The organism is Streptomyces sp. SAS_281, from assembly GCF_052542855.1.
Map to the genome: position 1 here is coordinate 1 of NZ_JBMNDO010000123.1, position 24,092 is coordinate 24,092.

At 68.4% G+C, this 24,092-nt stretch carries 18 protein-coding genes and 8 pseudogenes; 13 read left to right on the forward strand and 13 right to left on the reverse strand.

Annotated features, from left to right (window positions below; genetic code table 11):
* Nucleotides 1-348 precede the first annotated feature (348 nt).
* Both ACN6LM_RS31780 and ACN6LM_RS31785 read left to right on the forward strand, forming a co-directional pair.
* The gene (locus tag ACN6LM_RS31780) at nucleotides 349-789 is read left to right on the forward strand and encodes a hypothetical protein (RefSeq protein WP_445068875.1); all 441 of its coding nucleotides are present in this window, start codon (nucleotides 349-351) and stop codon (nucleotides 787-789) included.
* A gap of 179 nt (nucleotides 790-968) precedes the next feature.
* Nucleotides 969-1,472, forward strand: a complete 504-nt coding sequence (locus ACN6LM_RS31785) for a hypothetical protein (RefSeq protein WP_445068876.1) — start codon at nucleotides 969-971, stop codon at nucleotides 1,470-1,472.
* Nucleotides 1,473-1,553: 81 nt separating this feature from the next.
* Here ACN6LM_RS31785 and ACN6LM_RS31790 read toward each other — a convergent pair whose 3' ends face one another.
* Entirely contained in the window at nucleotides 1,554-2,543 is a 990-nt protein-coding gene (locus tag ACN6LM_RS31790) for a tyrosine-type recombinase/integrase (RefSeq protein WP_445068890.1), read from the reverse strand.
* Nucleotides 2,544-4,092: 1,549 nt separating this feature from the next.
* Here ACN6LM_RS31790 and ACN6LM_RS31795 point away from each other — a divergent pair.
* A pseudogene (locus tag ACN6LM_RS31795) lies at nucleotides 4,093-4,227 on the forward strand (IS5/IS1182 family transposase); the annotation flags it as partial.
* Nucleotides 4,228-4,263: 36 nt separating this feature from the next.
* Here the strand turns inward: ACN6LM_RS31795 and soxR are convergent.
* Together soxR and ACN6LM_RS31805 are read right to left on the reverse strand one after the other, a co-directional pair.
* Nucleotides 4,264-4,737 carry a redox-sensitive transcriptional activator SoxR gene (gene soxR, locus ACN6LM_RS31800; protein WP_445068877.1) on the reverse strand — a complete coding sequence of 158 codons (474 nt, stop codon included), beginning with the start codon at nucleotides 4,735-4,737 and terminating at the stop codon, nucleotides 4,264-4,266.
* A gap of 29 nt (nucleotides 4,738-4,766) precedes the next feature.
* Nucleotides 4,767-6,248 (reverse strand): MFS transporter, encoded by a 1,482-nt coding sequence (locus ACN6LM_RS31805; protein WP_445068878.1) that lies wholly within the window; start codon nucleotides 6,246-6,248, stop codon nucleotides 4,767-4,769.
* A 323-nt stretch (nucleotides 6,249-6,571) separates the two neighbouring features.
* Here ACN6LM_RS31805 and ACN6LM_RS31810 point away from each other — a divergent pair, with 323 nt between their 5' ends.
* Nucleotides 6,572-7,423: a hypothetical protein gene (locus tag ACN6LM_RS31810; protein WP_445068879.1), complete on the forward strand. Its 852-nt coding sequence runs from the start codon at nucleotides 6,572-6,574 to the stop codon at nucleotides 7,421-7,423.
* A gap of 289 nt (nucleotides 7,424-7,712) precedes the next feature.
* Here ACN6LM_RS31810 and ACN6LM_RS31815 read toward each other — a convergent pair whose 3' ends face one another.
* Together ACN6LM_RS31815 and ACN6LM_RS31820 are read right to left on the reverse strand one after the other, a co-directional pair.
* Entirely contained in the window at nucleotides 7,713-8,201 is a 489-nt protein-coding gene (locus ACN6LM_RS31815) for a transposase family protein (protein WP_445068891.1), read from the reverse strand.
* Nucleotides 8,199-9,122: pseudogene (locus ACN6LM_RS31820) on the reverse strand (ISAzo13 family transposase); the annotation flags it as partial. The pseudogene ACN6LM_RS31820 and the gene ACN6LM_RS31815, both read right to left, overlap by 3 nt.
* A gap of 400 nt (nucleotides 9,123-9,522) precedes the next feature.
* Between ACN6LM_RS31820 and ACN6LM_RS31825 the strand changes: the two are divergent.
* The 7 genes and pseudogenes from ACN6LM_RS31825 (at nucleotide 9,523) to ACN6LM_RS31855 (ending at nucleotide 14,100) form a co-directional block, all read left to right on the forward strand.
* Nucleotides 9,523-10,050 carry a DUF6584 family protein gene (locus ACN6LM_RS31825; protein ID WP_445068880.1) on the forward strand — a complete coding sequence of 176 codons (528 nt, stop codon included), beginning with the start codon at nucleotides 9,523-9,525 and terminating at the stop codon, nucleotides 10,048-10,050.
* Nucleotides 10,051-10,152: 102 nt separating this feature from the next.
* Nucleotides 10,153-10,275 (forward strand): annotated as a pseudogene (locus ACN6LM_RS31830) (IS5/IS1182 family transposase); the annotation flags it as partial.
* Nucleotides 10,241-10,648 (forward strand): annotated as a pseudogene (locus ACN6LM_RS31835) (transposase); the annotation flags it as partial. The pseudogenes ACN6LM_RS31830 and ACN6LM_RS31835, both read left to right, overlap by 35 nt.
* An 83-nt stretch (nucleotides 10,649-10,731) precedes the next feature.
* Nucleotides 10,732-12,255 (forward strand): alpha/beta hydrolase, encoded by a 1,524-nt coding sequence (locus ACN6LM_RS31840; RefSeq protein ID WP_445068881.1) that lies wholly within the window; start codon nucleotides 10,732-10,734, stop codon nucleotides 12,253-12,255.
* 232 nt (nucleotides 12,256-12,487) lie between these two features.
* Entirely contained in the window at nucleotides 12,488-12,625 is a 138-nt protein-coding gene (locus ACN6LM_RS31845; RefSeq protein ID WP_445068882.1) for a hypothetical protein, read from the forward strand.
* A gap of 576 nt (nucleotides 12,626-13,201) precedes the next feature.
* Nucleotides 13,202-13,282: pseudogene (locus ACN6LM_RS31850) on the forward strand (GNAT family N-acetyltransferase); the annotation flags it as partial.
* 296 nt (nucleotides 13,283-13,578) lie between these two features.
* Complete coding sequence (locus ACN6LM_RS31855) at nucleotides 13,579-14,100, forward strand: hypothetical protein (RefSeq protein ID WP_445068883.1); 522 nt, start codon at nucleotides 13,579-13,581, stop codon at nucleotides 14,098-14,100.
* On the opposite strand, the gene ACN6LM_RS31860 is transcribed toward ACN6LM_RS31855, so the two are convergent.
* The 3 genes and pseudogenes from ACN6LM_RS31860 to ACN6LM_RS31870 all read right to left on the reverse strand — a co-directional run.
* Nucleotides 14,093-14,311: a hypothetical protein gene (locus ACN6LM_RS31860; protein WP_445068884.1), complete on the reverse strand. Its 219-nt coding sequence runs from the start codon at nucleotides 14,309-14,311 to the stop codon at nucleotides 14,093-14,095. The two genes, ACN6LM_RS31855 and ACN6LM_RS31860, sit on opposite strands and share 8 nt — an antisense overlap.
* A 120-nt stretch (nucleotides 14,312-14,431) precedes the next feature.
* The gene (locus tag ACN6LM_RS31865; protein ID WP_445068885.1) at nucleotides 14,432-17,329 is read right to left on the reverse strand and encodes a VCBS repeat-containing protein; all 2,898 of its coding nucleotides are present in this window, start codon (nucleotides 17,327-17,329) and stop codon (nucleotides 14,432-14,434) included.
* Nucleotides 17,329-17,859: pseudogene (locus ACN6LM_RS31870) on the reverse strand (S8 family serine peptidase); the annotation flags it as partial. The gene ACN6LM_RS31865 and the pseudogene ACN6LM_RS31870, both read right to left, overlap by 1 nt.
* On the opposite strand from ACN6LM_RS31870, the pseudogene ACN6LM_RS31875 reads away from it, so the two are divergent.
* Nucleotides 17,858-19,135: pseudogene (locus ACN6LM_RS31875) on the forward strand (Tn3 family transposase); the annotation flags it as partial. The pseudogenes ACN6LM_RS31870 and ACN6LM_RS31875 sit on opposite strands and share 2 nt — an antisense overlap.
* Here ACN6LM_RS31875 and ACN6LM_RS31880 read toward each other — a convergent pair.
* Both ACN6LM_RS31880 and ACN6LM_RS31885 read right to left on the reverse strand, forming a co-directional pair.
* Entirely contained in the window at nucleotides 19,074-19,619 is a 546-nt protein-coding gene (locus ACN6LM_RS31880) for a DinB family protein (protein ID WP_445068892.1), read from the reverse strand. The pseudogene ACN6LM_RS31875 and the gene ACN6LM_RS31880 overlap by 62 nt on opposite strands.
* Nucleotides 19,620-19,753: 134 nt before the next feature.
* Nucleotides 19,754-21,016 (reverse strand): MFS transporter, encoded by a 1,263-nt coding sequence (locus ACN6LM_RS31885; protein ID WP_445068886.1) that lies wholly within the window; start codon nucleotides 21,014-21,016, stop codon nucleotides 19,754-19,756.
* Nucleotides 21,017-21,252: 236 nt separating this feature from the next.
* Here ACN6LM_RS31885 and ACN6LM_RS31890 point away from each other — a divergent pair.
* Nucleotides 21,253-21,429, forward strand: a pseudogene (locus tag ACN6LM_RS31890) (transposase); the annotation flags it as partial.
* Here ACN6LM_RS31890 and ACN6LM_RS31895 read toward each other — a convergent pair.
* The 3 genes from ACN6LM_RS31895 to ACN6LM_RS31905 all read right to left on the reverse strand — a co-directional run bounded on the left by ACN6LM_RS31895 (nucleotide 21,421) and on the right by ACN6LM_RS31905 (nucleotide 23,930).
* A complete protein-coding gene (locus ACN6LM_RS31895) occupies nucleotides 21,421-21,672 on the reverse strand; it encodes a DUF6207 family protein (protein ID WP_445068887.1) in 252 nt (83 codons plus the stop codon). The pseudogene ACN6LM_RS31890 and the gene ACN6LM_RS31895 overlap by 9 nt on opposite strands.
* Nucleotides 21,673-21,820: 148 nt before the next feature.
* Nucleotides 21,821-22,402, reverse strand: coding sequence for a hypothetical protein (locus ACN6LM_RS31900; RefSeq protein ID WP_445068888.1), 582 nt, complete (start codon nucleotides 22,400-22,402; stop codon nucleotides 21,821-21,823).
* Entirely contained in the window at nucleotides 22,395-23,930 is a 1,536-nt protein-coding gene (locus tag ACN6LM_RS31905) for a HEAT repeat domain-containing protein (protein WP_445068889.1), read from the reverse strand. Before ACN6LM_RS31905 ends, ACN6LM_RS31900 begins: the two co-directional genes overlap by 8 nt.
* Nucleotides 23,931-24,092: the final 162 nt, after the last annotated feature.

Consider the following 24,092-nt stretch of genomic DNA (forward strand, 5'->3'; position numbering starts at 1 on the left):
TGGATGTAAAGGTACTGAAGGCGCTGCGGTTCCGGGCAGCATCGTGACACTCAGTCCACATCACCGTTATGTACTGAGGTCCCAGCCATCCCAGCTACGTCGCCCACTCCAGCCCCAAGCCGGCGAGGGCGGCTGTCCAGGGGCGTTTTTTCTGATCAGTGGGTGGTGGGCTGGCCTGGGCTGATCAGTTTGGGGGGTGGGTGGAGATGGTGTTCCGGGTCGTGCACTCAGTGCTTGGTGATGGGGGCCGGGTTTCAGTTCTCTGAGCTGACACCTGCTGTTTCATCAGGTGGAGCGGGTGCTGGTCAGGTGTGGTCATGTTCCGGGTGTGTTGTTCAGATTCGTTGAGTGTTGGTGCGCCCCGCACACCAACCCGCCCCCGCCCGGCCCCGTTCCTCCGGCACCACTCCTGTCCTGCAACTCCCCCCGGCCTTCTGCGCCTTCTATTCCCTACTCCAGGCCGGGTACCAGGCGTACGCAGCGCTCCATGTCGATCCCGAAACCGCCGAAGACCTCGTCGCTGACACCTTCGGACACCTCGCCACCTACTGGCCCACCGTCGTCGCCCGCCCGTATCCGACCGCTTACGCCTGGCAGCTCCTCACCGCACGGCTCGACATCCTCACCAACAGGCGGGCCCGGGCCGCCGCACTTCAGGACGACAGCGTGCTCCTCCGCCACACCCTGCGATACTCGGCCGATGCCATCGCCCTTCTGACGGGACAAGAACCCGCGAGAATCACCACCCTCCTCGCGGCTGCACGACGCAAGCACCACGCCGCAGCCTGAGCGCACCACCGAGACGGATCATGTTCCGGCAAGGATGTCGTGCGTACCGATGCGGTGCCAGACGATGTGCTGCTCGCCTTCTCTGAACTACGCGTACAACGGCAGTGCGAAGGGAGGGTGAGGCTTCCTTCAACGCCGCTGTACCGTCGTTGGGTAGAAGATCACTGGCAGGGGGCGGGATGAGTCAGCTTGAGTTCAGCTGGGAACTCAGTGGTAGTGGTTGGGCGACCTGCCGCATCGCGGACGGTGTGTCGGAGCGGAAGGACTTCGTGAGCTACTGCACGGACGCCCTTGCGGACGTGCTCCACGGTGTCGTCGGGCTCTACGGTCGCACCTCCGTCCAGCGTTTCTCTTTCGATCTTGAGCCAGCTGAGGTGAGGTGGGTTCTCCGCCGCGAAGGCTCAGAAGTTCACGTCGCGATCTACCGGTTTCCCGACATGTCCACGAGCCTCGACGCGCCGGATCAGGCAGGCGCACTGTCGTGGTCCTCCACTCAGCCCCTTAGCCTCCTTGGGCACGTCGTCTTGGAGGCTGCTCAATCGGTGGTCCGGCTTCACGGGGAGGACGGCTACAGGGCGAAGTGGGTTCGGCACCCGTTCCCCGTTGCTGCGCTGCAAGACCTCTGTCGGCTGCACTTGCAGCACGACAGATGCGAGCGCCAGCACGGCGGGCTGTCCGCCTAGATCACGGTCAGACGCAAGCTTCTCTGAACTGAGGGTTGGTCGAGAGCGGCTGTGGAAGCCGGGGCCCCGTGCCCTCGGCCGTTACCTGGTGGCTTCGCTGGTGCGCGCGGTGAGCTTGACGAGGCTGGGTAGGCCCAGGAAGACGGGGGATTGCTTCCTCTCTTGCTGGGCTTCGATCTGGGCGATCTTGTCTTCGGCGGCGGCGAGGCTGGTGGGTAGTCCTTCGACTTCGCCGAGCCATCCTTCGCGTTCGGCTTCGGCGATCCTGTCTTTGAGGTTGTCGCGGATCTCCTCCAGGCGGGGCTTCTCGTCCGCGGCGACGATCAGGATCGGGCAGCGGACGCAGGCGTGTTCGTGGATGCAGTCGGTTCCGTAGGCCCGCCCGCACTCGCCCAGCGCCAGCTTCCTCCGCTCGAAGTGGGACAGGAACTCCTGCCATTCCTCAGCGGTGACAGACCTGTACTCCTCGACCGGGCGGAGGCCGCGGCGACGGGCGATGAAGGCGCGGTGCGCCTCGAGCGCATCCGTCGGGTAGATGGCTGCGTATCCCATCGTGGTGTTGATGTTCCTGTGGCTGGCGATGACCTGGGCAATGTGTGGTGGGAGGCCGTTGAGGATCGCCTCGGTGATGAACATCCTGCGGAAATCATGGGGTTGGAAGAGCAGCGGATGCCCGGAGCTGTCGGTGATCCCGGAGTGTCTCAGTGTCTCGTCGAGGGCTTTGCGGATCATGCTCCCGGAGACGGGCCTGCGCTCGTGGCTGATGCTCCACGGGAAGAGCATGGGCATCGGTGCGTTCCAGGTCTTCTCGTGCAGGTGGTAGCTGGGTAGCAGTGGCACTCGACCGGTGTTGTCGCGGACGCGTGAGATGACCGCGCTGAGCACGTCGGCAAGCTCGGGGCTGATGTGGATGAGCCGTTCCTGATCGGTCTTCGAGGGCGCGATCTGGAGAAGCGGCACGACGTCCCCGCCGGGCAGCCGGTAGCTGATGATGCTGTGGTGGCTGAGCTCTTGGAGGTCCTCGATCCGGATCCCGGTGTGACGGAAGATTCGATGGCCGCCCAGGCCCAGAACGGCCGCCGTTCCTCGGCGCCCAGGTCGCGTCGCTCGCCTGCGGCGTCACGGACGCCTGTGGGGTGGCCGTCGGGACGGACGCTGCTCTTGGGGACGGTGAACGTCTCGCCGAGGACCGTGAAGGTGGATCCCAGCGGTGCCGCGTTGAGGGCATCGAGCCTGGCCGTGGCCTCTTTCAGCCTACGGATCGCGACCCGGACGAGCGCCGGCAGGACGGGAAGACGTTCCCGGGTGCGCCGGTCGGACTTGGACTTCTGGCGCCTCTCCAGCTTTTTGACGGAGCACTCGGCCTCGGTGACCGGGGGAGGAGAGGCCCACTGTCCCCACCGTTCAGGCTCGCTCAGGGCCCACTCGCCGATGTCGAGGTAGAACGCCCGCACCGTCATCTTGATCGCGGGCGCGCCGGTCCGCGGTTCGGTCACCGTGATCACGGTTCCGTCGGCTTGCCTCCGGCGGGCGGTCTTCGTCGCGAGGCGGGTCTTCCAAGCCGTGGCGGTCTCGGGCGACAGCCGAAGGGAGTCGATGCCAGGGTGGTGCTGTTCGAGGTCCGCCCGGAAGTTGCCGGCAAGGGTCGCTGCCAGGCTCTTGAGGGTGGCGTAATCCAGGGTGGGCTGGCGTTCGGTGAGATAGCTGACGAGCAGGTCACGGACGGGCTGGCACTTCAGGTCGTAGCGGTCCACGAGCTCTGCCGGAGTGACTTGCCCGGCGCGGTGCGTGGTGAACAGCAGGGTCGTGGGGGCGTCGTGGGGGAACTGGCCGCGTTCGCGGAGCCAGAGATAGGCGAGGCGCACTCCGCGAGTGGTGCGGTTGTAGGCCACGGGCGCGTAGCACCGCTCCAGAAGGTCTCCGACCACGATGTCCTGGAGTTTCCCGCCCCTGGTCGCCAACACCTGGGCGAGGGCAGCGAGCGCTTCCGAAGCGTGCCGGGTGACGCGGACGTTCTGCGGGATCCAGGCTTCCAGGCTGACGAACCCTTCCGGGTCGCGGGCCTGTGCGAGGGCCGGCCGCAGATGCCTGGAGTAGTTCACGGCGAGCCGTGTTGTCTCCGGGCGGACCACGTCCGCGCAGAGCAGGGCCAGCAGCCCGGCCCGGAGATGGCCCGTCTTGGTCGCCCTGTCGACCGTCGGTGTCCAATCCCGGACCTTCTCGTACCACCGTTTTCGGTTCGGTGGCGATCGGACTGGCCTCCCAGCGCTGCTGCCAGGTATCGCCGGGGAAAGTCTCCAGCCAGGAGAGCAGGATGCGTACCCCGACCATCCGGCTGTCCTGCGTGGAGGGGCGGCCCTTGACCCTGAGCGGCGGCTGTCCGAGACGAGCGATGACCTCGTGGCGGGTCGCGGCCGTCTCGGGCCAGATGGTCAGCCGGGGACGGGCGGGGAACCGCTTCAAGAGCGCGACCGCCTCGGCTCCCGCCAGCACCCGGTTCGGTGGTGCCGGGACAGCAGTAGCGAGGGTAAGACTCGATGCCGTCATGCGAGGGTCCCTCCGAACAGGATGCCGAGGGACTCAGGGTTGTAGGCGGGTGCCGACGGAGGGGGAGACGGGCCGGCGCAACACCGTCGAACGCGCCATCAACCGTCTGAAAGGCTTCCGGGCCGTCGCCCCCCGCTATGAGAAGCGCGCCTACATCTACCTCGGTACCGTCACGCTCGCAGCCCTCGTCATCTGGCTGAGAACCTGATCCGAGAAACAGTGCCTAGACGACGACGATCGGCAATCAGTCGCTTCCATCAGTCCGGTGCAATGCGATGTGGAGGCGTACGGGCCCAGGTCCTTGCGGGCTGAGCGCGTCGTCGGGGTTGAGGAGAAGGCACGCCTTCATGGACAGACAGCCGCACCCGATGCATCCGGTCAGTTCGGCCTCGAGAGTTTCGATCGCCCGACGTCTTTCTTCCAGTTGTTGCTTCCACGCCAAGGAGAGGCGTTGCCAGTCCTTATGCGTGGGCGCGTGGTGGCTGGGGAGTGTGCTAAAGACCGCTGCTACGTCGCTGAGCCTGATGCCGAGGCGCTTGGCCACGACGATCAGCGAGATGCGGCGGAGCATATGGCGGGGATAGCGACGTTGGTTGGTGCTGTTCCGGTCGGAGAAGATCAGCCCTTTGCGTTCGTAGAAGTGCAGGGCGGATGCGGATACGCCGGTCCGCCGGGCCACGTCACCGATGGTGAGAAGGTCGTTCGGGTCGACGAGCACGTCGGTCTCCTGACGTTCGCGTGCCGGATTCAGACGTCCTGGCGACGCTGGCCATGGTGGCGGATGAGTACCACGACCGTCACGGTCAGGAGCAGGCAGAGCAGCCCGATACCTAATTGCGTCATGCGCCACGACCAGGTGAGGGCGGTGAGTTCGACGTGTCGGTGGGTGTCGGAGAGTTGCCCGGCGCTCACCGATGCCGCTCGCTGGTCGCTGCCCAGGCGGTTGCCGAGGAACCCGACTAGCGCGGCCCCGAACGCGGCGATGACCATGGCCTCGGCAGTTCCGCGCAGTGTATTAAGGAAGCCGGCAGCCATCCCGACGGACTCGGCCGGTACGAGCCGCATCGCCTGTCCGTCGGCGATCCCGAAGGAAATACCCATACCGGTCCCTACGGCCAGGAGCGGGCCGGTAGTGCCCAGGATCGTATTGTCCGGGCTGAGTGTGACGAGACAGAGATTTCCGAAGGTGACCATCACGAGTGCGAGCACGATCAGCCGATGTGCTGGGACTCCCTTGTTGACCAGTGCCACCGCGGCCAATGGCGTGACCAGGACAGGCGCCGTAAGCAGCAGCATCGCGGCGCCTGCTACCGCAGGGGTGAGGCGCGCGGCCACCTGGAGGTAAGTCGGCAGGAAGACCAGAAGGCCGAGAAACCCGACCGAAGTCGTCAAGGTGGCCAGGCTCCATCCGATGAAGCCGCGGTTGGTGAGCAGAGCCGGCGCAAGAACGGGGCGGCTGCTGCGCCGCTGCACAGCTCCGAAGACGGCGAGCACTACGACCCCTGCAATGGCCGTAGCGACAACGGCGCCATCGGTCCAGCCCAGGGACGGCGCCTCCAGCAGGGCGAACATGAGGAGACAGAGAGCGGTGACGAAAAGGAAACTGCCGGCCCAGTCGGCTCCTGCGGTGGCGGCCCGGGACTCGTGCATCCGGGTCGCACCCACTGTGATCAGCATGCCCAGGGCAGTGAACACCACGAAACTCCCACGCCAGCCTGTCGCGGAGACCAGCAGGCCGGACAGGGTGGGGCCGACTGCGATGCCGACTCCCGCCATGGTGCCCATGAGCGCGAAGGCGCGATTGCGTGAGGTTCCTTCGTATGACGCGGCGAGGACCGCACCTCCGGCGGCCATGATGCCGGCGCCGCCCGCCCCGGAGACGATGCGCGACACGTCAGTGAAGAGGACCGAGGGACTCACCGCGGTAACCAGGAACCCGCTGGAGAAGACGACCGCCGAGGCGACAAATGTTTTGCGTCGCCCCACCCGGTCCGCAGTCGAACCAGCCACGAGAGTCATCGCCGCGAAGGCCAGGTTGTATCCGGCCACGACCCAGTTCAGGGCCGAGCCGGAGGCATCCAGTTCCCGGCCCATGCTGGGCAGCGCCACCGCAGTCCCGGAGATGGACATGGCGACCAGGACGACACCCGTCATTACCACCGGGAGCGTCAAGGGAGATGGACGCTGCGGCGAAGGAGAGGAGGTCATCGCCTCTGTGACGGCATCCATGTCGGCTACTCGCTTTCCTCGGTCGAAAGGTCGCGAGCATCCCATCACTTCAACCGCGGTTGAGGGCAAGTGGACGGACGCTGAGCTTTTCCAACCTCATGTTGAGGCGTGGCGCAGGGGTACGGCCCTGTGTCGGCGAAGGCGCGTCACTGCCCATCCGGCGGCGAGGTGGAAGGCAGGACTGGCAGTGCCGTCGGCCGCGAGGTGGATCTTCGTGTCAGCCCACCGCGGAATCTGCCGGTGGCATGGTTGTCGGCTCGCTGGCCGGAGCTCTTCTCTGCGGGCTCCGGCCGCTTGCTGGTGGCAAGGGGAAGGAAGCTGACGTGCTCACTGATTCGTCAACACATCAACTGGTAGCTGTGCACGGGATTGGCAATTATCGCCCACGACAGACGCCGGACGAGGCGGCAGAGCTCCTCCGTGCGACTTGGGCGGGCTCGCTCCGGACGCCAGTCACGCTGCATGCCGCCTACTACGCACACCTGCTGCGCCCGGCCAGATCTCAGAGCGTCACCGGTGCGGGGTTCGGCAATGCCGAGATCGACGCGCTGACCACGGAGGAGACCGCCGTACTGGTCGACTGGCTTGCAGCCTATGGCATTCCGGACCATATCGCGCAGGGGTTGCTGACCCGTTCATACCGGCAGGAGCTTAGTTGGGTCGCGGAACGCAGTGGTAGACCGCTCCACGGCCTGCTCCGCTTCATTGTCCGTTTCGTGCGTGAGGTCGCCTGGTACCTGGAGCAACCCAAGCGTAGGAATGCCGCTCGGGAGCTTGTGAGTACAACCATCGCCCGTATCCAGCCACGGGTGGTGATCGCCCACTCCCTCGGCAGCGTTGTGGCGTACGAAGCGTTGTGGAGTATGAACGCGTCGGCGGCTCCAGTCGAACTCCTCATCACTGTGAGGTCGCCGCTCGCCCTGCCCGGAGCGATCTTCGACAGGCTCGACCCGGCACCGCTCGCCGGTAAGGGGGTGCGACCACCTGGTGTCAACCGTTGGATCAACATCGCCGACGTCGGCGACCTCGTCGCAGTGCCCCGGCTGCTCGGCCGCACTTTCGACGGTATTGAGGGCGACATCGAGACGAGTATCGCCGCCGTCGACTTCCACACGTTCGGCAACTATCTAGCGTGCGAGGCGTTGGAGAAGGCCCTCCTCACCGCTCTGGGGTGAGGAGGGCGTTAAGCCCGATCTTCCTCGGTTCGTGATCGGAAACCGGCTGACATGCGCGCGCTGGCCCGGCGCGCGGCTTTCGCCGGCCAGCACGCCTCCCGCCGCGCGATCCTGACCCTTCGCCACGACGGTGGACGGCGAAGCACTCGCGAAGCAAGAACGCGGTCGCGCGCGGGTCCGCCCAACAGGCCAGCTCCCGCACGTGGGCGGGGCCTGGGCGCTGAAGGGGCGGTCAGCTCAAGGACCCGGGCCGCACGCTCGGGCAGCGGTACTAAGGGCTTGCCGATCTTTAACGTGTTGCTTTGATCTTGTAGTTGGGGTCATTGCTGAGGGCGGCGACTCTGGCTTGAAGGGTTGCCAGGAGGGCCGGTGGGGTGGTGGCCGGCGAGATGGTGATGCTCTGCTCTTTGAGCAGTCGCCTGATCTTCAGCAGGGTGCGGTGCATGGCGGTGCGGCTGCTGTCGAAGAGCACGGCGAGGGGCTCCGCGGCCAGGTTGACGTGCAGGTGAAGCATGGTGGCCAGGACCTGGTCGTCGAAGGTGAGCCGAGGCGGACGGCCTCGTCGTGCGTCTCCTTGCGGGGCCAGGGTCTGGATGAGCTGCTGCAACTGGTGTGAGGTCAGTCCGGTCAGTGCGGGATCGGACAGCAGCGTCGGATCCCACTGCGGCGCTGGCAGTCCACCGCTGCGGGGTGCTGGGACGGCCGGACTCGGCTGGGGATGCAGGGCGTAGTTCCAGTCGCCGTGAAAGGCGTGACGGGTCAGTGGCAGGGCCGCCATCTCGGCGTCGCCGACACCGATGCCGGTGGGGTAGGTGTTGGTGTCGAGCTCGGCCTTGACCTGCAATCCGGTGCGGGTGGTGGTCGCGGCGATCGATTCGAGGATGACTTCGTGGCTGGTCAGGGGGCGGCCGCGCCAGTTCATCGTGATGTGGGAGAAGAGCCGATGCTCGATCTTGTTCCACTTCGATGTGCCCGGCGGCAGGTGGCAGACCGTGATGGTCAGGCCGGTTTCGGCGGCCAGGCGGGCGGAGGTGGAGTTTCCAGGCCCGAGCGCGGTAGCCGTTGGAGCCGCCCGCATTTGCGGTGATCACAGATGCGAAGCCTGCGGATAGGCGGCACGGCCCTGGTCGAGCCACCAACGGCGGATCGACTCCACGGCGAACGCGGCGGTGTCATGGTCGGTGCCGACATTGACCCAGCCGGTGTCGGCCGCCAGGTCGTGGATTCCATAAGGGACGGCCTTGCCCAGCTGCGGGTCGGCGAAGTCATGGACACGCACCGGCACCGGGTCCCCCGCCGGCCGCCAGGAACGGCCCGCGTTGCGGAAGTTGCCGACCAGCTCCTTCTTCTTGGTGTCCACGCTGATCACCGGCTGGCCGGCGTATCGGTGGTCGCGCGCCTGCTCGTTGAGATACCGGAATTGGGCGTCCCGGTCGGCGTGCTGGCTGCCCTCGCGCGTCTTGGCATTGGCCTGCAGGCGAAAGCCCTCCTGCCGCAGCAGGCTGGCGACGGTGTCCGCACCGACCCGGTGCCCCTGACGGGCCAGCTCGGCCGCCAGCGTGCGGGTCGACTTGATCGTCCACCGCAGAGGCGACATCGGATCTCCGCGTTCGTCCGGCTCGACCAGGCCCAGCAGTGCAGTCCGCAGCCCGGGGTCTAGGTCCGCGACGTGTTTGCGTCCGCCACCCGGCTGCCGCACCCGCCCCGGCAGTCACTCGCCCGCCCCCAGGTCGGCCACCCCCTTGCGGACCGTTGTCTCACTCACCCCGGCCGTCCTGGCCACAGCCCGGACACCACCGTGCCCCAGCCCGCGGGCCTCCGCGGCCATCATTAGCCGCCGCTGCCGCTCGTTCAGATGCGGGAACAACACCGCGAACTTCACGGCAAGATGCCCACGAGTCTTGTCCGGGATGCGCATACGACATCAACGAGCCCCAGCCCTGAAAGCAACACGTTAAAGATCGGCAAGCCCTAAGCGTTGTTCCGTAACTGGCGGTGTCCCGTTCTCAGTGAGATCCAGTCGATCCCGCCGAGAACGAGCAGCGCTGAGCGACGAAACCAGTTCGACGTAGGTCAGTGCGGTGCATGATCATGCGTGCATGCCCCTGACAGAGACACTCGCCCGAGTCGATGCAGACCTGGTTGCCGGCCGGGTTCCCGTCGCGCGCCAGCGCCTGCGTGGTCTCATCTCGTCCTTCCCGCATGACCTGACGCTTCGCCGTCGACTGGCCGAGGTGTACCGGCTCTACGGAGACGCCGCCGAGGCCGGACGCTGGATGTACCTCGAAGAGGACCGGAATATCGACGAGACCGCCGCCTTCGAGACTCGATACGGCTCTCCCGGGTGGCGGATGAAGGCCCTCGCCTGGCACGGCCCTGAGGTGAGGGCCGGCACCGCCTTCGCAGAGGGACAGTTGGTCGCAGTGCGGACCGCCTGCGCTGAAAAGCTGGGACACCCCGTCGACTGGGATGACCCCGCCTCCTACCGGGGCGACCTGAAAGGGGAGAGTGAGGCGCCCTCCGGGCCATGGACGGTCGGCGGTGCGCTGGCAGGCGTCGGCTGCCTGGTGGCGGCCCTTGTGTTCCTCGCGATCTGGGTGAATGGACTCGTTGCCCTCTTCGGCTGACTCAGGTTTCCGCGACCTGCGAGGGGCGCCGCCCAGGGTTCGGCTGGGCCGTCCAGAACTACGGCGCAAGGGAGGCCCGGTGCCGAGTGACATGATCTTTAGGTGTCTGGTGTGATCACGGCTTCGGAGTCGTCCTGGATAGCCCCGTTTACTGGGCTGAGCCCTCGCCTGTTCGGGAAGCTGGTGACGTCTGTCGGACGCGAACGGACTGCCTCTCCTCGTCGGCCTCTCTGCGGCGAACACCTACGACAGCCTCGCGCTGAAGCCGATGGTCGAGGGCCTCCAAACGAGACACGACCCCCATCGCGGCCGGTACTTCAAGCCCCAGCGCCTCCACGCGGACAAGGAATACGACATCCCTCACCTGCGTAAATGGCTCTGGGGCAAGCACATCGGCGTGCGCATCGCCTGCAAGGGAGTCGAGTCCAGCGAACGGTTAGGGCGCCCCCTTTGGGTCATCGAACGCACCATGTCCTGGCTGACCGGCTACCGCAGACTCAACCACCGCTACGAACGCCAACCCTGCAGCTACCTGGCCTTCCTCTGCCTCGCCGCAGCCCTCTGCTGCTACAAACGACTCCTCCGAATCACCACATAGGACACGTTCTTAGGGGACAACCCCATGTGGCTTCGGGGCTTTCCCGGAGTGCGCTGAGGTGTCCGCCGCCCTAGCGTGCGGGTATGTCAACTCCTCGACACTTCGCGGCCTTCGTGGTGTGCACGGCGGTGCTCACCGCCACCACGACCAGCGCCACCGCCGCCGACCCGAAACCGTTCGCCCGCTTCCACGGCCAGCACGTCGACTGGCACGCCTGCGCCCTCGACGCCGACGACGAGATGGGCCAGGCGCTGGATGCTGCCGGCGCCGACTGTGCCGACATCACCGTGCCGCTTGACTACGCCGACCCCGACGGTCGCACCATCACCGTCGCCATATCCCGTCTGAAGGCCACCGATACCGCCCACCGCGTCGGTCCGCTGCTGCTCAACGACGGGGGACCGGCCGGCCCCAGCCTCCAGATGCCACTGACCAAGTCGGAGGTGATGGGAGAGGTCGCTGACCGCTACGACCTGATCGGCATGGACCCGCGCTTCGTCGGCCGGAGCACCCCGCTGGACTGTGGCTGGGACCTCGGCTCCGCACCCCTGCGCTCCGCGGGCGCCGACCTGGCGGCGTACCGCAAGGAAGTCGCCGTCGCGCGCGAGCTGGCCGGGCGGTGCGAGCGCGCCCACGGTGACGTGCTGCCGTATGTCACCACCCGCAACACGGCCCGCGACATGGACGTCATCCGCGCCGCTCTCGGCGAGGACGCCCTCTCCTACCTCGGCTATTCCTACGGCAGTTACCTCGGTGAGGTGTACACACAGCTCTTCCCCGGCCGTACCGACCGTATGGTGCTCGACGGCGTCCATGCCCCGGATCGCTACAGCCAGACGCTACTGCACGGCGCCGAGGCGGCCAACGAGGCGGCCCTGCGCGCATGGGCGTCGTGGGCCGCCGCACGGCACGACACCTACGGGCTGGGCGCTACGCGCGGCAAGGTCCTGGCGACGGTGGAGCACATCCTGGGCGCTGCTGCTCAGGAGCCGCTGCGGATCGGGGACGCGTATCTGCTGGACGAGCACGTGCTCCCCTTCTTCTTCATCGGGGGCCTGGGTAGTGACCTCGACAACCAGCGCGCCGATCTCGCCGCGACCGTACGTCTCCTGGCGCGCGCTGCAGACCGGGAGCCGGTCGAGCCGTCCGAAGAGCTCACCGGGCGCCTGGAGTTCCTGCTGACCGGGGCGGGCTCGGCCTCCGCCAGCCAGATGACCGCGATCGTCTGCGGCGATGTGGCAGAGCGGCGCGGCGTCGGCAGCTACTGGCACGCGGTCGAGGCGTCCCGTGAGCGGTTCCCCCTCGCCGGACCGCTGGCCAACCACATCACCCCTTGCGAGTTCTGGGACCGGCCCGCCGAGGCGCCGACCGTGCTCGACAACGACGTCCCGGCCTTGCTCGTCGCTGCCACCGGCGACCCCCGCACCGTCTACGCCGGCGCCGAGGCCATGCGCGAGCAGTGGCCGAGCTCCCGGCTGCTCACCGTGGAGGGGGCTCGCCAGCACGGCATGTACGGCGAGTACGGCAACTCCTGCGTCGACGAGCGCGTCAATGCCTACCTGCGCACGGGACGGCTCCCCACCCACGACCTGGCCTGCGAGGCGTAGCCTCGGCAGCGGCCGTCTTCTTCGGCGACTCCTACACCTCCAACTACGGCTTCGCCCCTCTCGGCCGGAACGCGAAGGCCCTGTGCTTCCATGCCGACGAGAGCTATCCCGCCGTCGCCCCCCGGGCCTTGGCAGCCAAGGACATCACGCTCATGTCCAGTCGGACGTCTCCTGTGCAGGCACGCTGATCCACCACGTCTGGGAGCAGCAGGGACTGCGAGGCGTATCACTCGTGCGAGAGACGGCGTTGTACGCGGTTGGCCTGGCCGGCGGCGGCCTCCAGGAGCGCCTCTATGGGTCCGTGGTCCTTGACTGGACCACCCGCGATCCCAACACCTCCATCACCGACGCCTACCCGCCCCAGGGCTAGCGCCCGCACACCGACGGCCGGCCACCGCGTGGTCCCCACTTGGGCCCCCACAGCGGGCGGCGGCCCCCTACTGCGGAGGATGCGCCACGCACCACCTGCCCATCTCCGCTGCACCCCCTTGCCCAGGCCTGCACCGCCATGTCATCGCCGGTCGGTCAGACGGTGGGCAAGGAGGTGCGTGGCAGGAGCGCCTGCCCGCGCCGCTCCCGGGGTGCTGCCGTGCGCGTACACGCCAACGGATGAGGGACTGCGTTTCCCCGATGGTCTCGTCCGTTGTGACTGAGCGCTTCAGTTGGCGGATGGGCGCCGCGGTTGGCGGGGCTGAGCGGTTGAGCTGGCGGACCGAGCACTCCGCAGGTCAGGGCGCCGACCAATGGCACCACCGAGAGGACGCACGGAACCTGGCCGGCCCGCACGACGGCGCCGAAGCATTCGGAAGATTGGACACTGCCCCAGTCGCCTGACCCGCCCGCCGCCCCTGCGTGCCAAATGCCTCCGTGGGGCATCACTTCACGCGACGGTCCTGTTGCCGCCTGCACCCCCTGACACCCGGTGCTGGGTCAGCGGACAAGCGGTCTGCCGTCGCAGCGGGTGCTGCGCCGCAACGGGTTCAGCCCGTACGGCGTCGCGCACTCCTCGATCTTTCTCGACGGGACGCAAGAATTGCTGGCAGATGCCCTCGGGATGGAGCCGTCTGGTCTTGCCCCCGGCGGGGCAGGGAAATGCGGGCCTCCGAACGCGCACTCCCGGTCTTAGGGGCGCGCGGGCGCAGTCGTGCGCTGTTACGCGCTTACCTTGCCGCAGATTTGCGCCTGTCGCTGCGCGGGTTCCGGGACGATGCTCCGTTCACCGCGCGGCGAGAGACCCGGCAGTTCCTCGCTGCATCTCGTCCGACCGGCTGGCCGCGCCCGTCTGTTCGGCTGTCTGTTGGAGCCCAGTGATCGGAGCTCATCATGCGCCTACGTGTCCCCCTCGCCTTGTCTGCGGCCGGCCTTCTGGCCGCCGTCGCGGCCCTCGCCGCACCACCGGCCGCCGCCGACCCGCTCGACCTTGCCACCTGCGCGGGCACGGCCACTTACCAGTTCTCCCCGGGCGTCACGAACACCCCGCAGAATATCCAGGTCACCCGGGACATCGACCTCGGTCTCTGTGTCACGCCCCTCCTGGCCTCCGCGAGCAACCACGTGACGGCCGGCCTCAAGTGCAGCAACCTCCTGCTGGCGACGCCCGGACAGCTGGTCCTTACCTGGAACAATGGCCAGAGCAGTACCTTCGACTACACGACCGTCTTCAACACCGTGAACGGTGTGACCTCCCTCATCCAGTCGGGCAGCATCACCTCCGGCCGCTTCGCCGGCAGCCTGGCCGTGCTCACCATGACCGGCACCACCCTGGACCTGACCGCCTGCGACAACGAAGGCCTCACCTCCAACACCCTCGCCGCCACCCTCGTCATCACCCCCAACGTCAGCTGACACCGAGCCCACCGCACACCTGCGTGCGGCCGGCGTCCCAACGGCCGTGCCGCAGGCACACCCGCATGCGGCGTACCGCGTTCGCGCCGCCGAGCTCACCGCCGGCAGCGAGGCCCTGAAGACAGCGGCACAGCACCAGCAGCACGGTCGCCCACAGCCCGAGCGTGGCGTAGGACGGGATAAAGCCGATCCCGGTGGTGGTGACGGCCATCAGCCCCTGCCGTCCCCTACCGCACCGGTACACAACAGCCCAGCCGTTCTTGGCCGTACACGTCCGCTGCCCCCTCCGGCGAGTACCGGAGGGGGCAGCGGACGGGGTGAACGCCCGGGCTCAGGAGAGCTTGAGGGTGATCGTGTAGGGCGTGCTGTTGTTGGGCACCGAGTAACCGCCGCCGATCAGCTCCGCGGCCTGGTTCACGCCTCGGTGGTCGAAGTTGAGCATGACGGCCTCGTCCTTGCCGTCACCGTCGAGGTCGCCCGTGACGAAGTTGCGGGCGGCCCCGGCCGCGGGCGCCTTGCCGAGGTAGTTCGGGTACTGGAGTTCGCCGGTCAGCACGGCCGGGTCCCACAGGTAGATACCGCCCGTACCGCCGGTCATGATCACCTTTTCGCCGTTCGGGGCGGTGATCCAGGTCGCGTTCTGGGCCGGAGGGGTCAGGAACACACGGTTGTCCGCGTCGCCGTCGGCGCTGAAGGTGTAGATCGCCGCGGTGCCCGAGCCCAGGAGGACGCTGTTGCCGTCCAGGTAGTTGCTGTGGGTCCACAGACCGCCGGTGATGGCGGTGTGCAGCACCTCGCCGGTGCGGCCGTCGCGGATCTCCATGGCGTTGTGCGGGCTGAAGGCGTCGGTTCCGCTGAGACCGCTGGGGGACCAGACGACCCACGTGTAGACGACGGCGTGGCCGTCGGCGTACGGAATCGCGGGCGAGGCGTACACCGCGTGGTCGAGCAGGCCGGCGCGGACCTTGCCGTTCTGGGCGCCGGCCGGCGCCTGCGGCTCCTTGGCCCAGCCGAGCTCACCGCTCTTCGCGTTCAGCTGCACGGCCCGCATGACGGGGGCATCGACATCGAACGAGTTCTTGCTGGTGTACTGGACGTACACCTTGCCGTTACCCATCGAGGGGTCGGAGAACACGACGTCGCCCGAGCCCTCCGGAGCGGCGTATGTCCAGAGCGCCTTGCCGTTGCCCTTGTACACGTGCAGTTTGTCGGTCGGGACGAGGATGTCCGACTTCTTGTCGCCGTCCACGTCCGCGAGGGACACGGACCGGACGAAGTGGCCGCCGCCGTCGATGGTCGTGAGGACGGCACCGGTCCGCGAGTCGAGGACCACGACCGCGCTGTCCGCTGCCACGACGATCTCGGGGGCCTTGTCCCCGGTGACGTCGGCGGTCTCGATGCGGTGGACCGCGCCGGGCAGCGTCGCCCGCCACAGCATCTTCGGCTTGCCCGCGAGCAGCGAGGTGCCCGAGTAGGCGAAGACGCCGTTGGAGGTGCCGCCCTCCACGAGGTCGTCCTTCTTGTCGCCGTCGACGTCGACGGTCTTCGCGGAGGCCATGTCGCCCTGAAGAGGCGTCAGCTGCTCTTGGCCGCCGTCCTTGAACGCGTAGGTGCGGACGTTCTGGTCGGTGTCGACGACGCGGATGTGCCGGCCGCTCTTGTCCTTGAACACGTCCTGGAAGGTGGGGGACGCGGTGGCCCCCTTCGTCTGCCAGCTGACGTTGCCCTTGCCGGAGAAGACCGTCAGGGAGGCGAAGCGGCTGCCGGGGTTGGCGGCGGTCCCCGTTTGCGCGTCGTCCGAGGCGGCCGCGACCAGCTTCTTCGCGACCACGTCGAGCTTCCAGGTGCTGGACCCGTTCTCCGTGTTCGCGGCGTCACGCTTGGTGGTGTGCTGCCACAGCACGGTGTCCGGAGTGTCGCCGTCGAGCACGCGGATGGTGTTGGCGTTGACGAACAGCGAGTCCGTCAGCGACGACTCGGCGACCGCGTACTCGGCGTCCCCGCTGCCCGTGAGATTGCCGACAGTGAGGGCGGTGGGCAGCACGTTGACGCGGGAGTCGAGCGTGGTGCGGCGGCCGTCGGTCAGGTCGTAGGCGGCGAGCTCGTAGCGCACTCCGTCGGTGTAGTCGGACTGCTCCACGGCGACGAGCTGCCCGCGGCCCTCGTCCACCCGCAGCTGCCGCACGTACAGGGCGCTGTCGGTCTGCCACCGGACCGTGCCGTCGTTCATGTCGAGGACGAGGGTGCGCCCGCTCGCGGCGGTGGCGGCGGTCTTGCGGATGTTCCACGCGACGGCCGCCTTGCCGCCGCCGAGGTCCTCAAGGGCGCCCCAGGTGGCCGGACCCGTCTCCCCGGTGTCGTAGGTCCAGGTGCTGGACTCGGTGAGCTTGCCGTCGGCGTAGGCGAAGCGGGTGCTCGTCAGCTTCGCCGTGCTGCCCGTGGGGGCTGCCGGGTTGTACGCGGGCGAGTCGGCGACGAGGAGCGCGCCGTCCACGATCTTGACCTGGTTGGCGTACGTGTAGAACTTCGACCAGGCGGTCTTCCCGGTCTCGCCGTCGAGGATCGTGACCATGGTGCCGGAGGTCAGCGTGGTGCCCGGGATGCTCACACCGACCGGCGGGTTGATGCCCACGTCGGCGGTGAAGACCACGTCGGGCACACCATCGCCGGTCAGGTCACCGGAGTCGTAGCCCTGGTCGGAGTTGGGCGTGAACGGGCCGACGGCGTTGTAGCTCATCTGCACGTGCGGGGGGTAGATCTCCTTCTCCCAGACCCGCAGCGGCTTGATGCCCCAGTCCGCGTACAGCGACTCGACGGAGTGGGTCCACTGCTCGGTGCCGTCGGCGGTGGTGCGCGCGGCGTGACCGTTGCTGTGCAGGGTGATGTAGTCACCCTGCTTGTTGCCGACCGGCATCGTGGCAGCCAGGCCGGCCACGTTCTCGATCCTGGACGTGTCCTTGACCGCGATGTTGGCGGCGGCGTCGGTGGAAGCCTTCAGGCCCGTCCCGGAGTCGTCACCCGCCTGGCCCGTGTCCGCCTTGGCGGCGTCGGCCTGCGGGTCCACCTCCATGCGCTCGGCCAGCTTCTCGGCCTGGGTCTTCGTCAGGCGCATGGCCGTGCCGGAGCCGGAGTCGGCGGCGAGGGCGTGCGGGGCGGCGGTCAGCGCGAGGCCCGCGGCGACCAGTCCGGAGGCGAGCCGCAGGGCCCGCCGCGAGTTGTGGGCTCTCATCACTTGTCTTCCTGAGTGAAGTGGACGGCCGAGCCGGCGGTGATGACCGGCTGGTCGAAGGCGTACTGGAGGGCGTCCGTGCCGGTCTGGTTCTCGATGCCGACGGTCGCACCGGTGCCGCGGTCCGGAACGGTGTTGTACTGAACCGTCACCGAGCCCGTCGCCTCGTCGAAGACGGCCTCGAAGGTGGCGCGGCCGGTGGTGCCGTCGGCGTAGGCGGCGTTGTTCCACACGATGGCGAAGGAGCGCTTGCCCGTCGATCCGGTGGTCGCGGTCTGCACGGACGACTTCTTGTCCAGGACCAGGTCGTCCCAGAGGGCGGCGACGGTGCCGTTGGGGCGGGCCGCCGAGGGCAGTGCGGTGTTGGCGTAGTCGCCGACCCGCGGCGCCAGGAAGTTGATCAGACCGTTCGTGGTCACGGAGGCGCTGGTGTACGAGAAGCCGTAGTGCTTGACCGGAAAGGGCAGCGCGATCGTCTTGGCGTCCTCGTCACCGGTGAGCGCCACCTTGGCGGTGCCCTTGATCCAGGACGGCAAGCCGTGGCTGGCGGTACGCGAGGACGTACTGGCGGGCCTGAGCCTGGAGGCGCCCGTCGAGGAGCATCTGGCGGAGCTGGTGCGGGTACTGGACGCGGCGTGGAAGCAGATGGCCGAACGCCTTGAAGAGGCCGGCACGGATGCGAAGGTCAGCATCGAGGTGCAGCCCAACGGGCGGGCCAAGCTGAACGTGGACGCGCTCGGGGCACTCGGGGTGCCCAAGTCGCTGGCCTGGCTGCGGCGCCGGGTGGAGAAGATGCTCCCGAAGATCGACCTTCCGGACCTGCTGTTCGAGGTGCACTCCTGGAGCGGCTTTCTGGACGCCTTCGTGCACCTGGGCGACGGCAAGACCCGCATGAAGGACCTCACCACCTCGGACGTCGCGCTTCTGGTGAGCGAGGCGTGCAACATCGGCATGACCCCGGTGACCAGCCCCAGCCACGAGGCGCTGACCCGCTCCCGGCTGGTCCACGTCGACCAGTACTACCTGCGGGCCGACACCATCGCCGCGGCCAACGCCGCCCTGATCGCCGCCCAGGCGAAGGTCCCGATCGTGGCGCACTGGGGCAACGGGCTGCTCGCCTCCGTCGACGGACTGCGCTTCGTCGTCCCGGTGAGGTCCATCAGCACCGCCCCGAAGCCGAAGTACTTCGGATTCAAGCGCGGCATCACCTGGCTGAACGCCGTCAACGACCAGGTCTTCGGGATCGGACAGATGGTGGTCCCGGGCACCCCGCGCGACTCCCTGCACATCCTGGACGCCCTGCTGAACCTCGACGGCGGGGTGAAACCGGAAATGGTCGCCACCGACAACGCCTCTTACTCGGACATGGTGTTCGGCCTGTTCAAGATCCTGGGCTACAACTTCTCTCCGCGGTTCAAGGACCTGGACGACCAGAGGTTCTGGCGGGCGGAGATGGACGGGATCGAGACCGGCGGCTACGGGCCGCTGACAGACCTGGCCCGCACGAACAAGGTGAACCTGAAGAAGGTGACCACCCAGTGGGAGGACATGCTGAAGGTGGCCGGCTGGCTGGTCACCAACCAGGTGCGGGCCTATGACCTGCTGCGGATGTTCGGCAACCATGGACGTCCGACGCCGCTGGGGCAGGCGTTCGCCGAGTACGGGCGCACTGCCAAGACCCTGCACCTGCTGCGGGTCGTCGACCCGGTCGATGACACCTACCGACGGCAGATGGGCAAGCAGCTCAGCGTCCAGGAGTCCCGCCACACCCTCGGTCGATCTGCTGCTCGTGTTCGGCGCGCAACCCGGTCCGGCCGTCGAGGCCTTCGCGCAGGATATCGGCGTGCCCGGCATGCCGGACGGTCTCGCCGAGGACATGGAGCATGATGGCGAACAGGTTCGTGTCGGCATAAGGCTCCGGCCACCACGGCACGTGGCCGGGGGTGTCAAGGGGAAGCTCGTTGATCGTCGCGTCCGAGTGTTCCCACGTGTGCCGGCAGAACCCGATGATCTGATCGCAGGTCTCGTCCTCGGTCGCCCACAGATTGCTGCCGTTGGAGTCCTGCCACCGGGGCAGCGGTTCCGGGGAAGGGCGGTCGAAGACCTCGCCGAAGTACCTGGCCTCGACGCGGGCCACGTGTTTGACCAGGCCGAGGAGGTTGGTGGTCCCGGTCGCTGTCAAAGGTCTGCGGGCCTCGTATTCGGACAAGCCGTCGAGTTTCCAGAGCAGCGCGTTGCGGTCGCGCCGCAGTCTCCCGTGCAGGTTGTCCTTCGCGAGATTATCGATCATGCGGCATTGACCTTCCATGGGCTGTTCGTGGTCTCAAGATCCCGTACGTGGCCCGCAACGGCTCCACCCCGTGCGCCAACGGCGCCCGCAGCGGCCTGCCGCGCCCCCGCCCAGGCGGTATCTCATTTGCCGGGCTACGGCCGCGCCTCCGCCCCTGCCCCCGCGTCCGCGCCGGCCGGCTCCGTGGCGCCCGCCGCCGACTCGGGGCGCGTGCGCGAGGCGCGCAGGGTCAGCGCGGCGGCGGCAAGCATGCCCACCACCGCGATGCCCACACCAGACAGGCGCAGCGCCCCGACCGCGCCGAGGCCGGCCACCAGCGGTCCGCCGAGTGCGGTGCCCAGGGGCACCGACAGCACCCGGACGGCGGAGCTCGCCGCGAGGGCCTGCGGCAGCAGCGCGCTGGGCGCCGAGCGCTGGAAGAGGGTGGTCGACAGCGACGAGTACGGCGGCCAGAGCAGCCCGGCCATCCCGAAGCAGACGACCGACACGGCCGTCGGGGCACCCAGGCCCAGGGGGAGCATCAGCGCGCCGAAGCCGATGACGATGCCGGCCGTCGTGGGCCCCAACTGCCACCGGCTGAGGAAGCCGGTGAGCACCGAACCCAGCACCGCGCCGATACCGAAGGCCGTGTAGAACGCCGCCAGCACACCGGCCGAGGCGCCCAGGTCGTCCGACACGTGCAGCGGGAGCGCCACGTACACCGGGCCGAAGAGGAAGAAGAACACGAAGCTCAGGGCGAGAAGGCCGGACAGCGCGGGGATGCGCCGGATCACCGCGAAACCGGCCGTCCGCGAGGCTGTGTCGTCCTCGGGCTCCGGGACCGCGTCCTTGGGGACGGCGACGAGGAAGGTGACCGCAAGGAAGAGGAACGTCGTCGCGTCCACGGCCAGCACTGTTGCCGGGCCCCCGAACACGATCAGCAGCGTGGCCAGCGGCGGCCCCGCCACCGTGGCGATCGACCCCACACCGGACAGCACGGCGTTACCCGCCAGATGATCGCGTTCAGGCAGCACCCTGGCGATCAGCGTGTAGACACCCGCCTGCCCCCAGGCATGCAGCACGGAGGAGACCGCCAGCAGCGCGACGTACCCCTCGATGCGGAGCGCGCCGAAGGCGTGCAGCACCGGGATGGCTCCCAGCGCGCCCGCCCGCAACGCCGCGTCCCAGCCGGCCAGTTGGGTGGGACGGCGGTGGCGCAGGAAGCGGCCGAGCAGCAGCGCGCCGACCGCCCCGGACAGGGTGTAGGCGGCCGCCGCCAACGCCACCCAGACGCCGCGGTCCGCGGCCGGCGCCAGCTCAATCGCCAGCCAGCTCACCGCCACCACGGCCATGCCGTCACCCAGCGAGGAGACGGCGAACCCCGGGAGGACCCGCCGCAGCGTCGTGTGACTGATCACTGGCCAGTACGGCGAAGAGCGCATCACACGGCTCAGGTCCGGGCCCACGGGCTACCTCCACACATCAACGGAACCGACCCCACGACCCTTTCCCAGGGAACGGCAGGCGAGGTGGGTCTTCTCTTTCGGCATAAACGTCGCGCCCGGCGACACGAACGGGCCCCGAAGTCCTAGCTCAGACACCAGCCGCAAAGTAGGTGGTCAGGACTTCGCAGCTGCGGTCTTCTTCGGCTGGCGACGCCGGCAAGAAGATCGTCGGCAGGAAGCGAAGCATCGTCACCGACATACTCGGCCTTCTCCTCACCATGCTGGTGACCGCAGCCAGCGTGCCGGACTCGGTGGCCGGGACCGTACTGCTCGACCAAGTCGCCGCCAACCACCCGCGCGCAACGCGTGGCTGGACCTCACCGGGCGCCGCCCGCCGAAGTAACCCAACGCCCCTCACCCACCCCCGGCCCCGGAGCGGCGGATGTCCGCGTAAACCCGGCCGTCACACCGGCCCGGCCCGGTACCCGCCGTACCTGGGCCGGGCCCGAGGTCGCCCAGCGCTCCTCCAACCGGGCCACCACCAGACGGAGCGTGTCCTCGTCGGCCGCGGTGATGTCCAGCACCACCAGGCCGGGCTCGCTGATGTGCTGCTCGCTGATCTCCTTCATGCCGTCCCTGACACCCAGCCGATGAGCACGGTTCGTACCCGTCTGACCCTTCACCCATCTGGCGGGCCGGGTGCGCGGCTCGGCCGCCGGGGCAATGGGCCCCGTCCGCGGGCGGAGGCACTTCCGACACTTCCCGCAGGGGCTTTGCTCAGATGCGGGCCGTCACGGAGCGGCAGGCCGCCAGCAGGTCCTCGTCGTGGGGGATGCTGCGGAAGCGGCCGCTGCGGCGCAGGAGCGTGAGCTCTTCCCGGACCCGGGGGAGGGCCGGCCGGGCGGCCGGCCCCATGCGGTTCAGGCAGGCCAGGACGTGGTTGGACGTCGAGTCGTTTTCCGCCCACGCTGTCAGGAGCGTCTCCACGACGGCGGGCGCCTCGGCGTCGCCGCCGATATCCCACAGGGCGGCCGCGGCGTGGACCCGGGTCCACTCGTAGCCGGCTGTCAGCATCTTCCGCAGATGCGGCAGGGCCGGTGCGGCAGCCGGCCCGATCCGCCCCAAGGCGGCGGCTGCCTCGTCGTCCGCGTGGGTGTCAAGGAGCTCAACCAGCCTCGGCACGACGCCGGCCGCGTCGCCCTCAAGTTCCCACAGTGCCGCCGTCGCGGCCGCCCGGACGGTGACGTCCTGCGCGTCGGCCAGCGGGCGGACCACATCCAGGGCGGAGGCGGCCTCAGGGCCGAAGGAGGCAAGGGCCTTGAGGACGGAGGCGGCCGTATGCCACTGCTCCTCACGCACGGCCGCGGTTACGGGGCTGGCCGGCGCCGGCCACCCCCGGTGCAGCCGCGGGGTCACCCAGCTCTCTCAGGGCGGACACCAGAGCATTGGCAGTCATCGACTGCGACGCATCCGAGAAGTCCACATCCGCCAGTAGCTTCGACAGCCTCGGCGTGAGATCACCGGCAGCCTCACCCAGGTGACCGGCCACCTGCACGGCACGCCAGGCGTCGGTGCCCCCGTCCAGCGCCTCCAGCACACAGTCCAGCGCCCGCGGATCCCCCAGAGACGCCAGCGCCCTGACGGCTTCCTGGTGAGCGTGGCGAACCAGCCGCTCCCGGGCCGCCCACACGTCCGGCCCGTGTTCCGCACGGGCCGCCTCGATATAAGCGGCGAGGGCCTCCCGGGCCGGCTCGCTCACCGGCACGAGCGCCCCGAGAGCCTCTGCCGCAGCAGCCGAGGTATACGGGTCCTCGGGCAGGAGACACCCCGCGATCAGCACCACCAGGCCGGTGCAATCCCCACGCCACTGGCCGATCAGCTTCCTCGCCATGCCGATCGCGTCGTAACGCACCCCAGGGTCCGCGCTGCACAACTGCTCGGTGAGCAACGCGGTGCGCTCCAGCACACGATTGTCCAACACCGTGTGAAGCGACTCCAGGAGGGAGCTCGTCGGCGCGTGCACCCGGCCGTACCGCTCCAGATCCTCGAACGCCGCGGCGACCTGCGGCGGCACCCCCGATGAAAGCGCCGTGCCCGCGGCAACATCCGGCTCCGGCTCGGCCCCACAGGGCGCATCGTCATTCCCGCTGGTCTCCTCCGGCGCGATCTCCCGGATCAGCCCGACCGCCACCGGCACAACAGCGTCACCGAGCTCCCCCAGAGTGCACCGGACCCGGTGCACGAGAGCAGCGAGCCGCACCTCGGGCACTTGTGTCGTGTCACCGGCCAGATCCTCCAGCCAGCCGGCGGCCGCACCGTGCACGACCGCATCCCGCAGCGCCACCGACGCCACCGCCCTCACAACGAGCAGCCGCTGCACCATGCCGCTCCCGGGAAGCAGACTGCGCAGGACCTCCAAGGCGCGTGCACCGTCGGCCAGGAAGAGACCCAGGCCCTCGATCGCGGGCCGCCGCACCTCCTCATCGGGGTCCCTCACCCAGCGGACGAAGACCTCGGCACGCTCACCTATCACCGCCAACGCCTCCACATGGGCTCTGGACTCGGTACCGTCCGGCGTGAAGTACACCGCTTCGGGATCCCTACCCAGGCACTCTTGGCCGATGCTGAGCAGCAACTCGATGACCGAGCCCCGGTCAGGGGTCGCGGGGCTGTCGGCCATCTCGAACAGGAACGGCAAGCTGGCCGCCGTGCACGGATAGACATCCCCCTGATGGTGCGCCGCACTGTAGAAGTCGCTGAAGGCCTCGTCCCGGACACCGGATTCCGGCGAGACCATCCCTCTCAGCCAGCCCGGGACGTCGCTTGCCGGACCGTAAGCGTGGCTCATCGATGCCCAGTCCACGCTGTCGATTTCGTTGATCGTCATGCGGGGCACTATGCCGAAGGGCACTGACACCACCTGAAGTCGCGCCAGGGCGCAACACATGGAGGAGGGAACCCCCTCGCTGGCCAGCGTCCTACCGGCGGTGACACACGTTCATGTTCCTGGTCGGTCTCGGGCTGGAGCGCGGTCTGCTGACCGGAAAGA